This window comes from Micromonospora sp. WMMB482 (assembly GCF_019038635.1).
Classification (GTDB): domain Bacteria; phylum Actinomycetota; class Actinomycetes; order Mycobacteriales; family Micromonosporaceae; genus Micromonospora; species Micromonospora marina.
Genome location: NZ_JAHOPD010000020.1, coordinates 74,587 through 91,484, shown reverse-complemented (window position 1 = coordinate 91,484; position 16,898 = coordinate 74,587). Strand labels below are relative to the sequence as shown.

Sequence of the window (16,898 nt, the reverse complement as noted above, 5' to 3'; positions counted from 1 at the left end):
CGTGGAGGCGCCCTGCCGGGGCCCCGAGGTCCCGGCCCGGTCCGAGGAGACACCGCCCACATGAGACTTCTGGCCAGACGTCGCCGTACGGCGATGGTCGCCGCCACCGCCCTCGTCATAGGCGGGGTGGCCCTGCCTGCGGGCGCCGCCCAGGCCGCGCCCGCCTGCGACGTGACATATGCGACGACCGACTGGAACAACGGGTTCACCGCCAACGTCACCATCAAGAACCTGGGCGACGCGCTGAACAACTGGTCGCTGAAGTTCGCCTTCCCGAACAGCAGCCAGCGCGTGACCCAGGGCTGGTCGGCCAAGTGGAGCCAGTCCGGCAGCGAGGTCACCGCGACGAACGAGTCGTGGAACGGCAGCCTGCCCACCGGCGCGTCCACGAGCATCGGTTTCAACGGCAGCTACAGCGGCAGCAACCCGAAGCCCACCGCGTTCACCCTCAACGGGGTCGCCTGCAACGGCGCTCAGACCAACCAGCCGCCGACGGTGTCGCTGAGCGTGCCGTCCGGCCCGTTCGAGGCGCCGGCGGACGTCCCGCTGACCGCGACCGCGAGCGACGCCGACGGGACGATCAGCAAGGTCGAGTTCTACCGCAACGGCCTGCTGGTCAACACCGACACCACCGCGCCGTACGGCTACGACCTGCTCGATCTGCCGGCCGGCAGCTACACCGTGCAGGCCAAGGCGTACGACAACGCGGGCGGCACGGCGGTCTCGGAGAAGTCGTTCACAGTGACCGCGGCGAGCGGGCCGAAGCTGGTCGCCAGCCCGTCGGCGGTCACCGTCGCCGAGGGCGGCAGCGCCACGGTCCGGTACACGCTCAGCGCGGCACCCACCGCCGGCGTGCCGGTGACCCTCGCCGTCACCGGCGACAGCGACATCACCGTGTCGCCGGCCTCGCTGACGCTCACCTCGACCAACTGGAGCACCGGCGTCACCGCCACGGTCTCCGCCGCGGAGGACTCCGACACGGTCGGCGGCACCGCCACGGTCAGCGCGTCGGCCACCGGCTACGCCCCGATCTCCGTCATCGCCACCGAGGCGGACAACGACACCCCCGGCGGCGACAACGCCTACATCAAGAAGTTCCTCGACCAGTACGGGAAGATCAAGAACTCGGGCTACTTCAGCCCCGAGGGCGTGCCGTACCACTCGATCGAGACGCTCATCGTCGAGGCGCCCGACCACGGCCACGAGACCACCTCGGAGGCGTTCAGCTTCTGGCTCTGGCTGGAGGCGCAGTACGGCCGGGTCACCCAGAACTGGGCCCCGTTCAACAACGCCTGGACGGTGATGGAAAAGTACATCATTCCGTCGCACGCCGACCAGGCCACCGCCGGCTCGCCCGGCACGCCGCAGTACGCGGCCGAGCACAACCTGCCCAGCCAGTACCCCTCGGCGTTGGAGGCCAGCGTCCCGGTCGGCCAGGACCCGCTGCGCTCGGAGCTGCAGTCCACCTACGGCACCGGTGACATCTACGGCATGCACTGGCTGCTCGACGTGGACAACACCTACGGCTTCGGCCGCTGCGGCGACGGCACCACGCGGCCCGCGTACATCAACACGTTCCAGCGGGGCACCCAGGAGTCGGTGTGGGAGACCGTGCCGCAGCCGTCCTGCGACACGTTCAAGCACGGCGGCCCGAACGGCTACCTGGACCTGTTCGTCAAGGAGTCCAGCGCCCCGGCCAAGCAGTGGAAGTACACGAACGCCCCGGACGCCGACGCGCGTGCCGTCCAGGCCGCCTACTGGGCGCTGACCTGGGCCAAGGCGCAGGGCAAGCAGGCCGACGTGGCGGCCACCGTGGCCAAGGCCGCCAAGATGGGCGACTACCTGCGCTACGCGCTGTTCGACAAGTACTTCAAGAAGATCGGCAACTGCGTCGGGGCGAGCACCTGCCCGGCCGGCAGCGGCCGTGACTCGGCGCACTACCTGCTCTCCTGGTACTACGCCTGGGGTGGCGCGTACGAGGCCGGCCAGAACTGGTCGTGGCGGATCGGCTCCAGCCACAACCACTTCGGCTACCAGAACCCGTTCGCGGCCTGGGCCATGACCAACGTCGCGGAGCTGAAGCCGAAGTCGCCGACCGCGGTCTCCGACTGGCAGAAGAGCCTCGACCGGCAGCTGGAGTTCTACACCTGGCTCCAGTCCGCCGAGGGCGGCATCGCCGGTGGCGCCACCAACAGCTGGGACGGCAGCTACGCCCAGCCGCCGGCCGGCACCGCCACCTTCTACGGCATGTACTACGACGTCGACCCGGTCTACAACGACCCGCCGTCGAACCAGTGGTTCGGCATGCAGGCCTGGTCGATGCAGCGCATCGCCGAGCTGTACCTGGAGACCGGCAACGCGAAGGCCAAGGCGCTGCTGGACAAGTGGGTGCCGTGGGCCATCGCCAACACCACGATCGGTGCCGACTGGTCGATCCCGTCGGACATGAAGTGGACCGGCCAGCCGGCCAACTGGAACCCGAGCAGCCCGCAGCCGAACACCAACCTGCACGTCGAGGTGACCGTCAAGGGCCAGGACGTCGGCGTCGCCGGCGCCTACGCCCGCACGCTCATCGCGTACGCGGCCAAGTCCGGCGACACCGCGGCGAAGAACACCGCCAAGGGCCTGCTGGACGCGCTCTCGGCGTCCGCCGACAGCAAGGGCGTCTCGACGCCGGAGAAGCGCGGCGACTACCGGCGCTTCGACGACGTCTACAACGCCGCCGACGGTCAGGGTCTCTACGTCCCCAGCGGCTGGACCGGGAAGATGCCCAACGGCGACGTGATCGCCCCGGGCAAGAGCTTCCTGGACATCCGGTCGTTCTACAAGAACGACCCGGACTGGCCGAAGGTGCAGGCGTACCTGGACGGCGGTCCCGAACCGGTCTTCAACTACCACCGGTTCTGGGCGCAGGCGGACGTCGCCATGGCGTACGCCGACTACGGCACCTACTTCCCGCAGGGGTGAGGTGACCCCTCCTCCGCGGGCGGGTGAGAGCCCGCCCGCGGAGGAGGCCGACCCGGCCGATGGGGGAACGGAGCGGGCGGGTCGGCGGACGGCCTGACGCCCACGGTCAGGCCGGGTGGGCCGGCCGTCCGGCCGACGCAGCGGACCGGCCGGCTCACCACTCCGCCCGGCGACGACCCATGGCGCGAAAAGGCACGGAAAATTCAGCGGTCCACGGGATCACATCCGGGCGCTGGACGGAGTACCGTAATTGACGGAGAGGCCGCTCCCCCCGTGGCGGCCTCTCCATTATTCTGTGCGCGCGGCGGCACCCTCCGTGTCCGCCGGGTCCACCGGGTGCCGCAGCCCCGGATGCCCGGTCGGCAGCGAGCGCCGGATCACCACCCAGCTTCCGGCCAGCGCCGCCGCGATCACCGGCCAGGTCAGCGCCGCCCGCGCCACGGTCAGCGCGACCACCTGCCCGTACAGCCACAGCGGGATGAACACCGCGACCCGCAGCACGTAGGTGGCGGCCCACACCCAGCTGGCCCGGCCGTACGCCCGCAGCAGCGCCGGGTCGCGCCGCCACCGGGTCCGCTGGCCCAGCGCGGTGCCGACCACCACACCCAGCAGCGGCCACCGCACCAGGATGCTCACCGCCCAGGCGAGCGCGCTCGCCGTGTTGGCGGCGATCTGGAGCAGGAAGAAGTCGGCGGCCCGGCCGGTGCGCAACGCGATGAGCGCTGCCACACAGACCGCGAGCAGCCCCACCAGCACCGAGCGGGGCCGGTCGCCGCGCCGCCACCGCCAGCCGGCCACCGCCGTGCCGGTCAGCACCGCCGCGAGCACGCCGCCGCCCAGCCCGCCGAGCACCCAGCCGAGCCCGAACGCCAGCGGGGGAAGCGTCGCGTCCACCGCCCCGCGCCGGCCGCCGAGCAGGTCGGCCAGTGACTCCGGCCGCGGCCCGTCGTCCGGTTGCCGCTGCGGCGTGCCGGTCACGCGCCACCTCCTCGAAATCGCCCGCCTCACCGTACGCCGCCGCCGATGGCGCTCCGCCGCGCGCCGGAGCGGGCCTACCGCTAAGTTGTCCGGGTGCGGGAGACGGCGAGGGGTTGGACGGCGGTCTGGTTGGTCGTACTGGCCCTCATCCAGACAGCCGCGTTCGGGCTGGTGTGGCGCTTCGCCGTGCACACCGAACTGGGCCAGTGGCTGGACACGGTGGCGCTCACCGGCAACCGGATCGGCCAGGATCGCATCGACGGTCCGGTGGACACGATCCTCAACGCCATGTCGGTGGTGTCGCTGCTGGCCGCGACCACCGTGATCGGCTTCATCGCGCTGATCCGTGGGCGAAAGGCGCTCGCCGTCACCGCGACGCTGCTGATCGCCGGCGCCAACGTGACCACTCAACTGCTCAAGTACTACCTGGTCCGTCCCGACTTCGGTATCGACCCGGAACGTGCGGCCGCCGGCAACAGCCTGCCCAGCGGGCACACCGCCGTGGCGGCCTCGGTCGCGGTCGCGCTGATCCTGGTGCTGCCGCGCAAGCTGCGGGTCGCCGGGGCGTTCGTCGGCGCCGGGTACGCCGCCGCCGCGGGCGTCGCCACGCTCTCCGCCGGCTGGCACCGGCCCAGTGACGCGGTCGCCGCGTACCTGGTGGTCGGCGCGTGGGCCGCGGCCGCGGGGCTGGTGCTGCTGTTCTTCCAGCGGGAGCAGGCGGTGGTGGAGCCGGGCGACGCGCACCGGGTGGCCGGCGCCGTGCTCGGCGGCATCGGCATGGTGGCCCTGCTGGCCTCCGCGGTGGCGCTGTCCTGGCTGGTCGACCGCTCCACCGTCCCCGTCGAGGCGCTCGGCCGCCGTCCGCTGTTCGTCGGGTACGCGGGCAGCGCGGCCGGCATCGCCGGCACGATCGCCGTGGTGGCCGCGCTGGTGCTGGTCGTGGTGCACCGGCTGGTGCCCCGCTGGAAGGGCTGACCGCCGGTGCGGACCGTACGGGCGGCGTTCCGGGCCGAGTGCGAACGCCTGGAACGGGTGCTGCGCGACCTGGACGACGCGGTGCTGGACCGGCCCACCCCGTGCCCGCCCTGGCGGGTGCGGGATCTGATCGCGCACGTGAGCACCGGAGCCGGGCGGCTGGCCGGGATGCTCGCCGAACCCGCGCCGCTCCGGGCCGAGGTCGAGGCCGCCGCCTACTTCGGCGCGGCCAAGTTCAGCCCGCCGGTCGACCGGGACCGCGTCGACTCGGCACGCCGGGCGGCCCGGGAGCACCCGGGCGCGGCCGATGTGGCCGGGGAGTTCGGGCGGGCCTGGCGCGCCACCGACGAGGCGGTCGCCGCCGCGCCGCCCGGCCGGGTGGTACGCACCCGGCACGGTGACGCGATGGCGCTGCCGGAGTTCCTGCGTACCCGGGTGGTGGAGGTCGCGGTGCACGGCCTGGACCTGGCCGACGCGCTGGACCGGCCGCCGTGGCTGACCCCGGCCGCCGCGGACGTGGTGGCCGGCGTGCTCACCGGAGGCGCGCCGGTACCGCCGGGACTGGGCTGGGACGCGCTCACCGTGCTGCGCAAGGCCACCGGGCGGCTGCCGCTGACCGGCGAAGAGCACGCCGAGCTGACCCGGGCCGGCATCGGCCGGCTGGCCTTCGGCGGCTGACCTCTCAGCGCCCCGCGCACTGCCGCAGGTGCTCCAGCACGATCGGGTCGATCCGGCCGGGCACGAAGCGTTCCTCCAGGTTCTCCAGGCCGGTCCAGGCCGCCAGCGCGTCGTCCAGGCCGGCCGGGCCGACCGGATGACCGGTGGTGGCGAGCAGCTCCGCCACCTCGGCCGCGAGGGGACCGGTGAGGTCACGCAGCGTGGCCGGGTCGGGGCGGCCGAACAGCATGTGGTGGATGCCGAGCAGACGGCCCAGCTCGGCGACCGGGTCGGCGTGGTCGTCCACGCGGAGGTCCACCAGCTCGTCGCCGGTGCCGGCGTAGCCGCCGTGACGCTGCACCACCAGCATCGCGGCGCTCTGCCGGCCACGCCGGTCACCGCCGGCCCGGTCACCGGCGGTGAGCGCGGCCAGCAGGCGCTGCGGGAACGGCAGCTCGTCGCCGGCCAGCCAGGCGTCGCGCAGGGCGTCGATCACCTGCGGGCCGGTCAGGATGTTGCCCTGCGCGGCCCACCCGTCGCCGGCCTGCCCGCCGGCCCACGGATGGCAGCGCGGCCCGGTCCAGGTGGCCCCGTCGCCGGTCGCCCCGACGACGGCGAGCTGCCGGTCGTCGCGGCCGGGATCGGCGGCCACGAGCCCGGCCACCGCGTCGGTTGCGGTGACGCCGGTACGCAGCAGCGCGAGCGCCTGCGCCCGGTAGGCGAGGTTGGCGTGCGCCTGGGTGGCGACCGCGCCCACCAGTGCCTCGGCCGCCGGCACCAGCGCCCCGGCGGCGAGGAACCGGCTGGCCACCGCGACGCCGTACAGGCGCCCGTCGACGGAGCGGGCGACGAGCGAGAAGGTCACGCGCGGATCGTAGCCCGGGTGCGGCGTCCGGCACCGGCGTCGCCGGTCAGAACGGTGTCGCCGCCTGCTCGGGCGGGCGGCCCCAGGCGCGGCGGGCGTCGGCCACCGCCACCGCCGCCAGGACCACCGCGGCCAGGATCGCCGCGACGAGCGGTGCGAGGCGCAGCAGCAGCGGTACGGGCAGCAGCAGCGCGGCGATCCCCACCGGCCGGGACGGGGAGACCCGGCCGAACACCTCGTACTCGAAGCGGGCCCGGCCGGCCAGGAACACCGCCGGCCCGCCGAGGATCATGGCCAGCCAGGGCAGCTCGTTGTGGCCGAGCGGATGCTCGATGACCAGTTCGTAGCCGATCGCGGTGGCGACCACCCCGATCACCATGACCAGGTGGGTGTCTGCGGCGGACCGGCCGATGGTGGCCGGGTGCGCGGCCCGGGTCACCGCCTCGCCCAGGATCTGCCCGGCCCGTTGCACGTAGATCCGCCACAGCAGCACCGAGGTCGCGAGCGCGACGGCGAACGCGGCGACCATGCCCCGGCTCGTGGGGGCGCGGGTGAACGACAGGCCGGCGAGCAGGATCGTCTCACCGAGCGCGATCAGGAAGATCTGCTGGTAGCGCTCGGCCAGGTGCTCGCCGTGGATGTCCCACCTCGACACCGTGGAGCGGCCCAGCCCCGGCACCGGCCAGCCGAACCGGGCGGCGAGGTATTCCAGCAGCAGCGCCGTCGTCCACAACACCATCCGCGCACCGCCCGGCAGCAGCGCGCCGGCCAGCCAGAGCACGCCCGTGGCGCCGAACGTGATCAGCATGCGCAGCTTGAGCCGGCGGTACTGCTGGTTGTGCAGCACCAGCACGAGGATCGCCGGCCGGCTCACCTGCGCCACCACGTACGCGACGGCGAAGACCAGGCCGCTGTGGCTGAACGCGCGCGGTACCGCCACCCCCATCACCATCGCCGACATCAGCGCGGTGACCACGATGACCTGCAACCACAGGTGGTGCGGGTCGTAGCGGCTGGTGGTCCACGCCGTGCCCTGCCAGACGGCCCAGAGCGCGAGCAGCAACAGCAGGGTCTTGCCGCCGCCGGTCACCGCCGCCCAGCCGGTCTGCCCGCCCTGCACCGCCAGGTCCTCGAAGGCGCGCGCCGAGATCCGGGTCAGCGCGAACACGTACACCAGGTCGAAGAAGAGCTCCAGGAACGTGGCCCGGTCGGGCCCGCCACCGGAGCTGCGCAGCGCGGCCGGTTCGGCGGCCCTCACCGCCGGGCCCCGTCCCCGGTCCGACTCATGCGGCAGTCGTAACACTCTTTCCCGGCGCCTCGGCGCAGATCACCCTATTCCGCCTGGATCTTGCTCCCGGCGGTGCCGGACGGGCACCATCGACGGGTGACGAACCGATGGGGCATGACCGTGCCGCTGGGCGGCATCCCGCTCGCCGACCACGCCGCGGTCTACGCGGCTCTGGACGACGCCGGGTTCACCGACGTCTGGTCGTCGGAGGTGGCGGGCACGGACGCGTTCACCCCGCTGGCGCTGGCCGCCGCGTGGTCGCCGCGGCTGCGGCTCGGGACCGCGATCACGCCGGTGTTCACCCGGGGACCGGGTCTGCTCGCGATGAGCGCCGCCGCGCTGGCCGAGGCCGCGCCGGGCCGGTTCGCGCTCGGCGTCGGCGCCTCGTCGCCGGTGGTGGTGCGCGACTGGAACGCGGTCGGATACGACGAGCCGTTCAAGCGCACCCGGGACGTGCTGCGGTTCCTGCGAGCGGCGGTGCGCGGCGAGACAGTCGACGGTGCGTTCGACACGTTCGCGGTCCGGCGGTTCACGCTGGAGCGCCCACCCAGCGTGCCGCCGCCGGTCCTGCTGGCCGCGCTGCGCCCCGGGATGCTGCGCCTGGCCGCCGCCGAGGCCGACGGGGTGATCCTGAACTGGCTGGCCGCCGACGACGTGCCGACCGCGCTCGCCGAGGTGGGCGAGCGCCGGCCCGGCTTCGAGGTCGCCGCCCGCATCTTCGTCTGCCCCACCGAGGACGTCGCCTACGCCCGCGCACTGGGCCGCCGCATGATCACCGGCTACCTCACGGTGCCCGCGTACGCCGCCTTCCACAGGTGGCTGGGCCGCCAGGACTCGCTCGGCCCGATGTGGCAGGCGTGGGCGGCCGGGGACCGGAAGGGCGCCTCCGCAGCCGTACCGGACGAGGTGGTCGACGCGCTGGTGCTGCACGGCTCGCCCGAGCAGTGCGTGGCCGCCGTCCGCCGGTACGCCGGCAACGGCGTCGACGTGCCGGTGCTGGCGGTGCTGCCCACTCCTGAGATCACCGGGGGCGGCGCGGCGGCCTGGATGGATCTGCTGCCCCGGCTCGCCCCCGGAGAGGTGGCCTGAGATGAACCTGACCGACCGGGTGGTGGTGATCACCGGCGGGGCCGGCGGGATCGGGGCGGCGCTGGGCCGCCGGTTCGCCGCCGAGGGCGCCGCCGCCGTCGTCCTGGCCGACCTGGACGCCGACGCGGCCCGCGCCGCCGCCGAGGCGATCGGCCCGGTGGCGAGCGGCGTCGGGCTCGACGTCACCGACGAGGCGGCGGTACGCGCGCTCGTCGAGGAGACCGAGCGCCGCCACGGCCGGATCGACCTGTTCTGTGCCAACGCCGGCGTGGCCACCGGCGGCGGCATCGACGCGCCCGACGCGGACTGGGACCGGGCCTGGCGGGTGAACGTGCTGGGGCACCTGCACGGCGCCCGCGCGGTGCTGCCGGGGATGCTCAGCCGGGGCCAGGGACACCTGCTGCTCACCTGCTCGGCGGCGGGTGTGCTCACGGCGGTGGGAGACGCCCCGTACACCACCACCAAGCACGCCGCCGTCGGTCTCGCCGAGTGGCTGGCGATCACCTACCGGGACGCCGGCATCCGGGTCAGCGCGCTGTGCCCGCAGGGTGTGGACACCCCGATGCTCGCCGACGGCCTCGCCGAGGGGCACCTGGGCGCCCGGGTGATCGCCGCGTCCGGGACGATCCTCACCCCGGACCAGGTCGCCGACGCGGTCGTCGCCGGGCTGGCCGAGGAGCGGTTCCTGATCCTGCCGCACCCGGAGGTGGCCGACTACGCCCGCCGCCGCGCCGAGGACCCGGACGGCTGGCAGGCCGGGGTGCGCAAGCTCGTCCGGAAGCTGCGCGCCGCCGACCGTTGAACCCGCCCGTCGCGGCATGTCGCGGGCCGTCCGGTCAGCGGCGCCACCGTAGCGGCCCCGGGTGAACCGCCCACCGCAGCCGTCCCCACCAGGACCGTGCCGCCCGTAGCGCCGCGACGTAACCGGCGGCCACCGCCGCGGCCCGCCCGGCCTGGACCGGGTCGACGCTGCTCGGGGCGAACGCGACCTGGTTCATCAGGCCCGCCAGTTCGGTGACGTCGGTTTCCACCGCGACGCCCTGCTCCCCGGGTCCGCCCGCAGGCGTGGTGCCAGCCCGGTTCGATCGCTCGCTGCCGTGCGGTGTCCCGGACTGGTCGACGGGGCCGCCGGCCTGTGCCGTCCCGGCCCGGTCCGTCGGTCGGCTGTCCTGTGCCGTCCCGGCCGGGCCCGTGCCTTCGGCGGCGTGCGACGGCTGCGCCGCGCGCGCTTCGGCGAGCGTCCGGCGGGCCCGCTCGGCGACTTCCGCCGCCGCCAGGTCCGGCCCGACCGGGTGCCCGGCCAGCCGCAGCGCGTCGGTCATCTCCCGCCACGCACCAGCGACCCGCTCGCCCGGGTCGGCGGCGTCCAGCCGGGAGCGGGTCAGCCGACGGCGCATCGCCACGAGGGCCGCCAGTACCGCCCCGACCACCAGCAGCAGGCCACCGACACCGCCACCGACCAGCACGGGCGTGCCGAGCCCGCCCTCGGTCCGGCCGGGTGCGCTGGCGGCGGCCGGGGGCGTGGCGCTCGGCTCCTCGGTGGGTGCCGGCACCTCCGACGGCGGCGGATCCTCCGGCTGCGGCCGGAAGTCCTCCTCCACCGGGCGGGGCTCCTCATCAGGACGGGGCATCGGGTCGAACGGCACCCACCCGACGCCGTCGAACAGCACCTCCGGCCAGGCGTACGCGTCGGCGGCCCGCACCGGCCCGTCGCCCTCGGGCTCGAACCCGACCACCACCCGGGTGGGCAGGCCGGTGAGGCGGCCGAGCACCGCGAACGCGGCGGCGAACTGCTCCGAGGTACCCCGCTGACCGCCGCCGTTGCGCGGTCCGAACAGGAAGAACGCCAGGTTCGGGTACGCGTGCCCGCTGGGCGCGTCGGCTGTCACCCGGTAGTGCTCGGCGAGGAACGTGGCGATCGCGTCGGCGCGCGCGTACGGGGCGCCGTTCGACTCGGCGAGCTGGGTGGCGAGCCTTCGCAGCGGCTCCGGCGCCCCGTCGGCCACCCGCAGCACCCGGGCCACCTCGTCACCGGCGGGCACATTAGCCGTGCTCAGCAGGTTCGCGTCCGGGCGCTCCCGCACCGACGACACCTCGTACCGCAGGCCCGGCGCGAGCCCCTCCGGGCGGATCAGCGTCCCGGTCGCCGGGTCGTACGCCACCCGCGCGCCGGTCACCTCGCGCGGCGTGGGCACGGCCGGCAGCAGCCGTCCGGTCAGGTCAGCGACCGTGATCTCCTGGCGCACCTCGTCGGTGGCCGCGCCCGGAGCCGGCTCGATGGCGGGCAGGATCCGCCCCGCGTTGCGGTACGTGGCGCCGACCCGCCAGGTCACGCCGTCGTAGTCGCTGAGCACCGCCAGCCGGATCCGTGGCGGCCCGTCCCCGGACGTGCCCCCGGTCGTGCGCACGTCGAGCAGCCGCTGGTCCGGGTTCAGCGCCCACCCGGAGATCCGGATCAGCGGGTTCTCGTCGAGCGACTCCACCCGGGGCGGCTCCACGTAGCGGCGCGGGTCGACCGGCCGCTCGTCGACCTGGGCGGCCACCACCGGGGCGAGCAGCGCCGCCAGCGCCACCACCACGGCCAGCCCGGCCGCGCTCGCCGCCACCATCCGCAGCCGCACCGCCGCGCGTACCGCAGGGGTGAGACCGGCGACCGGATCGGGCGCCGGGCCGGACTGGCGCCGGGGGGTCGCCAGGCCGGCCGCGGCGACCGCGGCGAACAGCACCGTCGGGCCGATCGCCGGATCCGCGTTCGGCCCGACCACGTAGAGCGCGCCGGCGTAGAGCAGCGCCGGCGGCAGGTAGCCCAGCAGCACCCGCCCGGCCCGCAGCGCCACCTCGGCGGCGGTCAGCCCGGCCAGCCACGCCGCGACCACCGGGACCAGCACCGTGTCCGGGGCCGGTTCGACCGGGATCATCGCGGTGAGCAGCCGGGGGATCGCGTTCCGGGCGGCGTCGGCGGCCACCTCGCCGAGCCCGCCCGGCAGCGCCGCATGCGCGGCGGCCAGCCGCAGCGACAGCAGCGTCCATCCGGCCAGCGCGGCCACCGACAGCGGCGCCACCAGCCAGGACGGCAGCCGCCGGGCGGCCACGCCGACCAGAACCGACCCGGCTGCCGCACCGGCCACGAGCCGGGTCAGCAGCGGATCCGCGTACACCCGGCCCAGCACCACGCCGGAGAGCGCGACCAGCACGACCAGCGCGGCCGGGACCGGCGCGGCCCGCAGCGCCCGGGCCACGCGCCCGTCCGCCGCCGCCTCGGCCCGCGGCGGCGTCACCACCGGCGGACCCCGTCCCACTCGGCGGCGAACGCCGCGCCGTCGGCCGCGTCCAGGACCGTGAGGCCCGCCGCGCCGGCCGCCGTCGGCCCGTCCGCGCCGAACATCCCGACCACCACCGAGGGGTACGCGCCGCGCAGCGCGCCGACGTGCCCCAGGTCGTCGCGGCCACCCGGCCCGGTCAGGAAGACGAGCGTGTCGCCGAGCCGGTCCCGGCGCAGCCGCCCGGTCGCGGCGGGCAGCACGTCCGGCCCGGCGTCCGTCAGCTCCACCGCTGCGAGCCGGTCCAGCGGCCCGGCCGCGCCCGCGGGCTCCACCTCGGCCGGTACGACGAGCAGGAGCTGCACCGGCAGGCCCTCCCGCATCGCGGCGGCCACCACGGACGCCGCCGCCTCGCACGCCGCCTCGAAGAACTCCGCGACACCACCGGCCCGGTCCGGGTACGCGGGCGCGCGGTTGTCCAGCACCACCACCAGGCGCGGCAGGCTGGTGTCCACGTTCTCCCGTACCATCAGCTCACCCACCCGGGCGCTGGTGCGCCAGTGCACGCGGCGCAACTCGTCGCCCACCACGTACTCCCGCAGCGAGTCGAACGTGATCGACCCGTGCGGCACGCTGTCGGTGCGCCCGTCCAGGCTGCGCCCGGCACCCGTGGGCACCGCGGAGAGCGGGTGGATGCGCGGGTGCACCCACACCGGCACCGTGCCGCCGTAACCGCGCGCGAGCGCCACCAGCCCCAGCGGATCCCGGCGCACCACCCGCAGCGGCCCCACCGGCACCACCCCACGCCGATGCGTCGGCACGTCGTACCGCACCACAGTGTCCCGGCCCGGGCGCAACCGCAGCAGCGGCACCGGCACCAGCGCGCCCGCGCAGCGGTCCTCGGCCACCAGGTTCGCCGCCCGCAACCGGCCGGTGTTGCGTACCGTCAGCTCCATCGCCGCCGGCTCGCCCCGGGCCACCCGGTCCGGGTCGGCCCGCCGGTCGACGCTCAGCCGGGGCCGCCAGGCCGCGTTCACCACGGCGTAGCCGACCGCCACGCCGGCCGCCGCACCGAGCACAGTCAGTTCCGGGTACGCGTACCGGAACCCCACGCCGAGCAGCACCAGGGCGGCGACGAGCAGCCCGATGCCACGGGCGGTGATCCCCACGCTCAGCCGTGCACCGTTGCGACCTGGCCCGACGGCAGCGGCACCGGCACCGAACCGACCGCCTGGCGCAGCACCTCGGCGGGCGTCACACCACGCACCTGCGCGTCCGGGGTGAGCAGCAGCCGGTGCGCGAACACCGGCTCGACCAGCGCCTTCAGGTCCTCCGGCATGATCCACCCCCGGCCGTCGATCAGCGCGTACGCGCACGCCGCGCGGGTCAGCGCGATCACCCCCCGCGGGCTCACCCCAACGCGCACCTGCGGATGGGTACGCGTCGCCGCGGCGAGCCGCACCGCGTACGCGTAGAGCGGCTCGGCGATGTGCACCCGCCGGGCCATCTTCACCATCTCGCCGACGGTGGCGGTGTCGGTGACGGCGGTCAGCGAGTCGGGGGAGCGGACCGTGGCGCCGCGCAGCACCTCCACCTCGACCGCCTCGTCCGGGTAGCCGACCGACAGCTTCACCAGGAACCGGTCGAGCTGGGCCTCGGGCAGCCGGTACGTACCGTCCATCTCCACCGGGTTCTGCGTGGCCACCACCAGGAACGGCTGCGGCACCGGGTGCCGGACGCCGTCCACGGTGACGGTCCGCTCCTCCATCACCTCCAGCAGCGCCGACTGGGTCTTCGGCGACGCCCGGTTGATCTCGTCGGCGATAACGATGTTGGCGAACACCGGCCCGGGTGGAACTCGAAGCCCCGGCTGGCCTGGTTGAAGATGGTCACCCCTGACACGTCGGAGGGGAGCAGGTCCGGCGTGAACTGGATCCGCCGCCACTGTCCCTTCACCGTCGCCGCGATCGCCCGCGCCAGCGTGGTCTTGCCGACGCCCGGCACGTCCTCCAGCAGCACGTGCCCCTGCGCGAACAGCGCGGTGAGCGCCAGCCGCACCACCTGCGGCTTACCCAGCACGACCGCGTTGACGTTGTCGGCCAGCCGGGCGGCCAGGGCGGCGAAGCCCTGCACCTCCGGCTGGCTCAGCGGTTCGTGCGTGTTCACGGATGCGCCTCTCGGGTGCGGTCAGCAGGTGGGCAGGACGTCGAGGTCGTCGCCGCCCTCCAGGTTGAGCCAGGCCCACGGGATGTACGTCTTGCCCTTGTACTCCACCTGGACCCACCAGGTGCTCTGCTTGTTGTTGTTGTAGATCCAGGCGTCCACGTCCTCGCCCTTCACCTTGCAGTACGTGCGCAGCCGCCGGCCGTCCGGAACCCAGCCCGCCTGCCGTTCGTTGTCCTGCCGGGGGATCTCGAAGATCTCGTTGCCGTTGCGGCCCGGTACATCCCTGTCGCAGTACGTCCGCTGGTCGCCGTCCGGACCGTTCTTGCAGGTGGCGACGCCGTACACCGGGGCGGTGGTCTGCGCGCGCGAAGCGGTGCCCTTGCCGGCGGCGTTCGACGCGGTCAGCGTCACCGTGTACGCGGTGCCCGGCGCCAGCCCGGTCACCCGCAGGCTGGAACAACTGCCGGTCGCCGTCTTCCCGCCGGTCGCCGCCGTGCAGGAGGCGCGCCCACCGCCCGCGTCCACAGTGAATGTCACTGTCACCGACGTGGCGTCCGCCGACGAGCCGGTCACCGTGATCCGGGGCTCGGCCACCGTTCGTGCGGTGGTGCTCGCCTCCGGCCCGGGACCGGCCTCGTTCACCGCCTTGACCTTCACCGTCACGTTCTGCCCGTTGCCCAACCCACCGACGGTGGCCCGCACGTCGGTCACCTCGACGGACTTCCCGGCCGCCTCCACCACGTACATCGTCACCGGGCGGCCGTTGTCCGCCGCCGGGGACCACTGCACCGCGATCGTGCCCGGCTGGTCGGCGACAGTGGACGCGCGCAGCTCCGTCGGCGCCTTCGGCGTGGTGAACGGCACCACCGTGTTGCTCACCGGCGACGCCTTCGACCCGGCGCCCTTGTCGCTCACCGCGGTCACCGTGAACGCGTACTGCGTGCCGTACTCCAGTTGCCCGGCCGGCACCACCAGCTCCGTCTTCGCCGACTCGCCGGCCGGCGCGCTCGCGCCCGCCGAGGTCGCCGTCACCGCGTACTTCGCGATCGTGTTGCCCTGGCCGTCGGCCTCGGGCCAGCTCACCCGCACCGTGCCGTCCGGCCGCGCCTCGGCGGTCACCGACGCCGGCGGGTCCGGCACCTCGGCGGTCGGCACCACCGGGTTGCTGCGCCGCGCCGGCCCCTCGCCCTTGGCGTTCACCGCGTGCACCGAGAACGTGTACGTCTCACCGTTCGTCAGACCGGTGATCTCCAGTGCACGCTGGTTCGCGCCGACCTGGTGGGTCTGACCGGCGCCCTCCACCACGTACCGGGTGATCTCGGCGCCGTTGGACGCGGCGGCCTGCCAGCTCACCCGCGCCGACGCGTCACCGGCGGCGGCGGTCACCGACTTCGGCGCACCCGGCTTGCCGACCTTGGGCTTCTTCGGCGGGGGCGGCGGCGGGGCCACCGGCGGCGGGTCGCCACCGAGCACGTCGTTGGCGTACTTGTCGACCTCGCGTACCTGGTTGCGGTCGTCGACCACCTGCGCGGTGGACGAGTCCGGCGGGTTGATGAACAGATGGTTCTCGCGCACCTCCAGCTCGACCGGGCCGGGCCGGCCGGAACCCTTGACGGTCTGCACGAGCTGACCCTCGGCGTCGAAGGCGTACACGGTGCCGGTGTTCTCGTCGGCGCAGTAGAACCGGTCCGCCCAGGCCACCGCCGGGCTCAGCCGGGCGCCGGTGCCGGGCACCGTGAACCGCTTCACCTCGCGGCTGTCCCGCACCACGTGCACCGACCGGTCACCGGGAACCGTGACCGGCACCTGCGGCCCGCTGGTACGCGTCGGCAGGTGCCCCGGCGCGGTCATGCTCAGCTGCGCCCGCCGGGTCTGCCCGCCCACCACCGTCACCAGCGACGCCGAGGTGCGGTCCAACACCGCCACGCCCTCGTCCAGCGTGGACACCACCAGCTCGTGCGCCGGCTCGGCCACGTCGTACGTCTCGACCCGCTTCGGGCTCAGCCCGGCGGGCGGCGCCTCGCCGGGCGTCTCCGGCAGCTCGGCCGCGGTGACCGCCGAGACGGTGCCCTCGCTGGGAACCGCGATCCACAGTTTGCCGGCGCCGTCGAACGTGCCGCCGGTGATGCCCGGCGGGTATCGGACCGGCTCGCCCACCGGCGTCAGCGCCCGCGGGTCGAGCTGCCGGACGATGCCCTGCACCGCGTCCACCACGAACGCCGCATCCTCGTGCAGCGCCACGCTCACCCCGAGCCCCGGCGCGGTCGGCGTGGTCGCGGTGATCTGCAACGTCGCCAGGTCCAGCGAGCTGACCCGTCCGGTGTTGAGGTCGCGCAGGATCAGCAACCGGTCGGTCTGCACCACCTGCATCTGGTGCCGCCGCCCGCCCGGCACCTCCATCCGGGTGTCCACCCGCGCGGTGACGCCGTTGACCCGGGCCAGCTCGCTGCGGGTGGTGCTCCACAACCAGGAGGACGCGTCGAAGCTCGCCACCGCGTTGTCGGCCGCGCCCAGCCCGAGCACCGTCAGACCCATCGCGGCCAGCAGCGCGGCCACCGTGCCGATGGTGACCAGCCCGCCGCGCATCCGCGACCGTGGGCGAGCCTGCTCCGGCCCGGTGCCCGTGACGTCCTCGATGGTGGTCACTGCCGGC

General features: G+C 74.6%; 12 protein-coding genes and 1 pseudogene. 5 read left to right on the top strand and 8 right to left on the bottom strand.

Translation table 11 applies throughout. The features are described 5' to 3' along the window. Window positions 1–69 precede the first annotated feature (69 nt). Window positions 70–2,967, top strand: a complete 2,898-nt coding sequence (locus KSK32_RS01245) for a glycoside hydrolase family 48 protein (protein WP_216935687.1) — start codon at window positions 70–72, stop codon at window positions 2,965–2,967. Window positions 2,968–3,255: 288 nt separating this feature from the next. On the opposite strand, the gene KSK32_RS01240 is transcribed toward KSK32_RS01245, so the two are convergent. Further along, the gene (locus KSK32_RS01240) at window positions 3,256–3,945 is read right to left on the bottom strand and encodes a DUF3159 domain-containing protein (protein WP_216928044.1); all 690 of its coding nucleotides are present in this window, start codon (window positions 3,943–3,945) and stop codon (window positions 3,256–3,258) included. Window positions 3,946–4,038: 93 nt separating this feature from the next. Here KSK32_RS01240 and KSK32_RS01235 point away from each other — a divergent pair, with 93 nt between their 5' ends. Beyond that, window positions 4,039–4,920 (top strand): phosphatase PAP2 family protein, encoded by an 882-nt coding sequence (locus tag KSK32_RS01235; RefSeq protein WP_216928043.1) that lies wholly within the window; start codon window positions 4,039–4,041, stop codon window positions 4,918–4,920. Window positions 4,921–4,926: 6 nt separating this feature from the next. Continuing rightward, window positions 4,927–5,598 carry a maleylpyruvate isomerase N-terminal domain-containing protein gene (locus tag KSK32_RS01230; RefSeq protein ID WP_216928042.1) on the top strand — a complete coding sequence of 224 codons (672 nt, stop codon included), beginning with the start codon at window positions 4,927–4,929 and terminating at the stop codon, window positions 5,596–5,598. Window positions 5,599–5,602: 4 nt separating this feature from the next. On the opposite strand, the gene KSK32_RS01225 is transcribed toward KSK32_RS01230, so the two are convergent. Together KSK32_RS01225 and KSK32_RS01220 are read right to left on the bottom strand one after the other, a co-directional pair. After that, window positions 5,603–6,442: a DUF1028 domain-containing protein gene (locus KSK32_RS01225; RefSeq protein WP_216928041.1), complete on the bottom strand. Its 840-nt coding sequence runs from the start codon at window positions 6,440–6,442 to the stop codon at window positions 5,603–5,605. Window positions 6,443–6,488: 46 nt separating this feature from the next. After that, complete coding sequence (locus tag KSK32_RS01220; RefSeq protein WP_216928040.1) at window positions 6,489–7,700, bottom strand: low temperature requirement protein A; 1,212 nt, start codon at window positions 7,698–7,700, stop codon at window positions 6,489–6,491. A 144-nt stretch (window positions 7,701–7,844) separates the two neighbouring features. Between KSK32_RS01220 and KSK32_RS01215 the strand changes: the two genes are divergently transcribed. Then, window positions 7,845–8,819 (top strand): LLM class F420-dependent oxidoreductase, encoded by a 975-nt coding sequence (locus KSK32_RS01215; protein WP_216935679.1) that lies wholly within the window; start codon window positions 7,845–7,847, stop codon window positions 8,817–8,819. Between the two features lies 1 nt (window position 8,820). After that, window positions 8,821–9,621, top strand: coding sequence for an SDR family oxidoreductase (locus KSK32_RS01210; protein ID WP_216928039.1), 801 nt, complete (start codon window positions 8,821–8,823; stop codon window positions 9,619–9,621). A gap of 34 nt (window positions 9,622–9,655) precedes the next feature. On the opposite strand, the gene KSK32_RS01205 is transcribed toward KSK32_RS01210, so the two are convergent. The 5 genes and pseudogenes from KSK32_RS01205 to KSK32_RS01190 all read right to left on the bottom strand — a co-directional run bounded on the left by KSK32_RS01205 (window position 9,656) and on the right by KSK32_RS01190 (window position 16,831). Then, window positions 9,656–12,058, bottom strand: coding sequence for a transglutaminaseTgpA domain-containing protein (locus tag KSK32_RS01205; protein ID WP_374226739.1), 2,403 nt, complete (start codon window positions 12,056–12,058; stop codon window positions 9,656–9,658). Window positions 12,059–12,093: 35 nt separating this feature from the next. Next, window positions 12,094–13,248: a DUF58 domain-containing protein gene (locus KSK32_RS01200; protein WP_216928037.1), complete on the bottom strand. Its 1,155-nt coding sequence runs from the start codon at window positions 13,246–13,248 to the stop codon at window positions 12,094–12,096. A gap of 2 nt (window positions 13,249–13,250) precedes the next feature. Beyond that, complete coding sequence (locus tag KSK32_RS33150; RefSeq protein WP_374226738.1) at window positions 13,251–13,760, bottom strand: AAA family ATPase; 510 nt, start codon at window positions 13,758–13,760, stop codon at window positions 13,251–13,253. A gap of 9 nt (window positions 13,761–13,769) precedes the next feature. Then, window positions 13,770–14,083, bottom strand: a pseudogene (locus KSK32_RS33145) (AAA family ATPase); the annotation flags it as partial. Window positions 14,084–14,266: 183 nt separating this feature from the next. Beyond that, window positions 14,267–16,831 carry a fibronectin type III domain-containing protein gene (locus KSK32_RS01190; protein WP_216935676.1) on the bottom strand — a complete coding sequence of 855 codons (2,565 nt, stop codon included), beginning with the start codon at window positions 16,829–16,831 and terminating at the stop codon, window positions 14,267–14,269. Between the last annotated feature and the right edge of the window lie 67 nt (window positions 16,832–16,898).

Bases quoted from the DNA above. Each gene is read 5' to 3' on its own strand.
- KSK32_RS01215 (WP_216935679.1), top strand. From the start codon at position 7,845: ATGACCGTGCCGCTGGGCGGCATCCCGCTCGCCGACCACGCCGCGGTC.
- KSK32_RS01210 (WP_216928039.1), top strand. From the start codon at position 8,821: ATGAACCTGACCGACCGGGTGGTGGTGATCACCGGCGGGGCCGGCGGG.
- KSK32_RS33150 (WP_374226738.1), bottom strand. From the start codon at position 13,760: ATGGACGGTACGTACCGGCTGCCCGAGGCCCAGCTCGACCGGTTCCTG.
- KSK32_RS01190 (WP_216935676.1), bottom strand. From the start codon at position 16,831: ATGCGCGGCGGGCTGGTCACCATCGGCACGGTGGCCGCGCTGCTGGCC.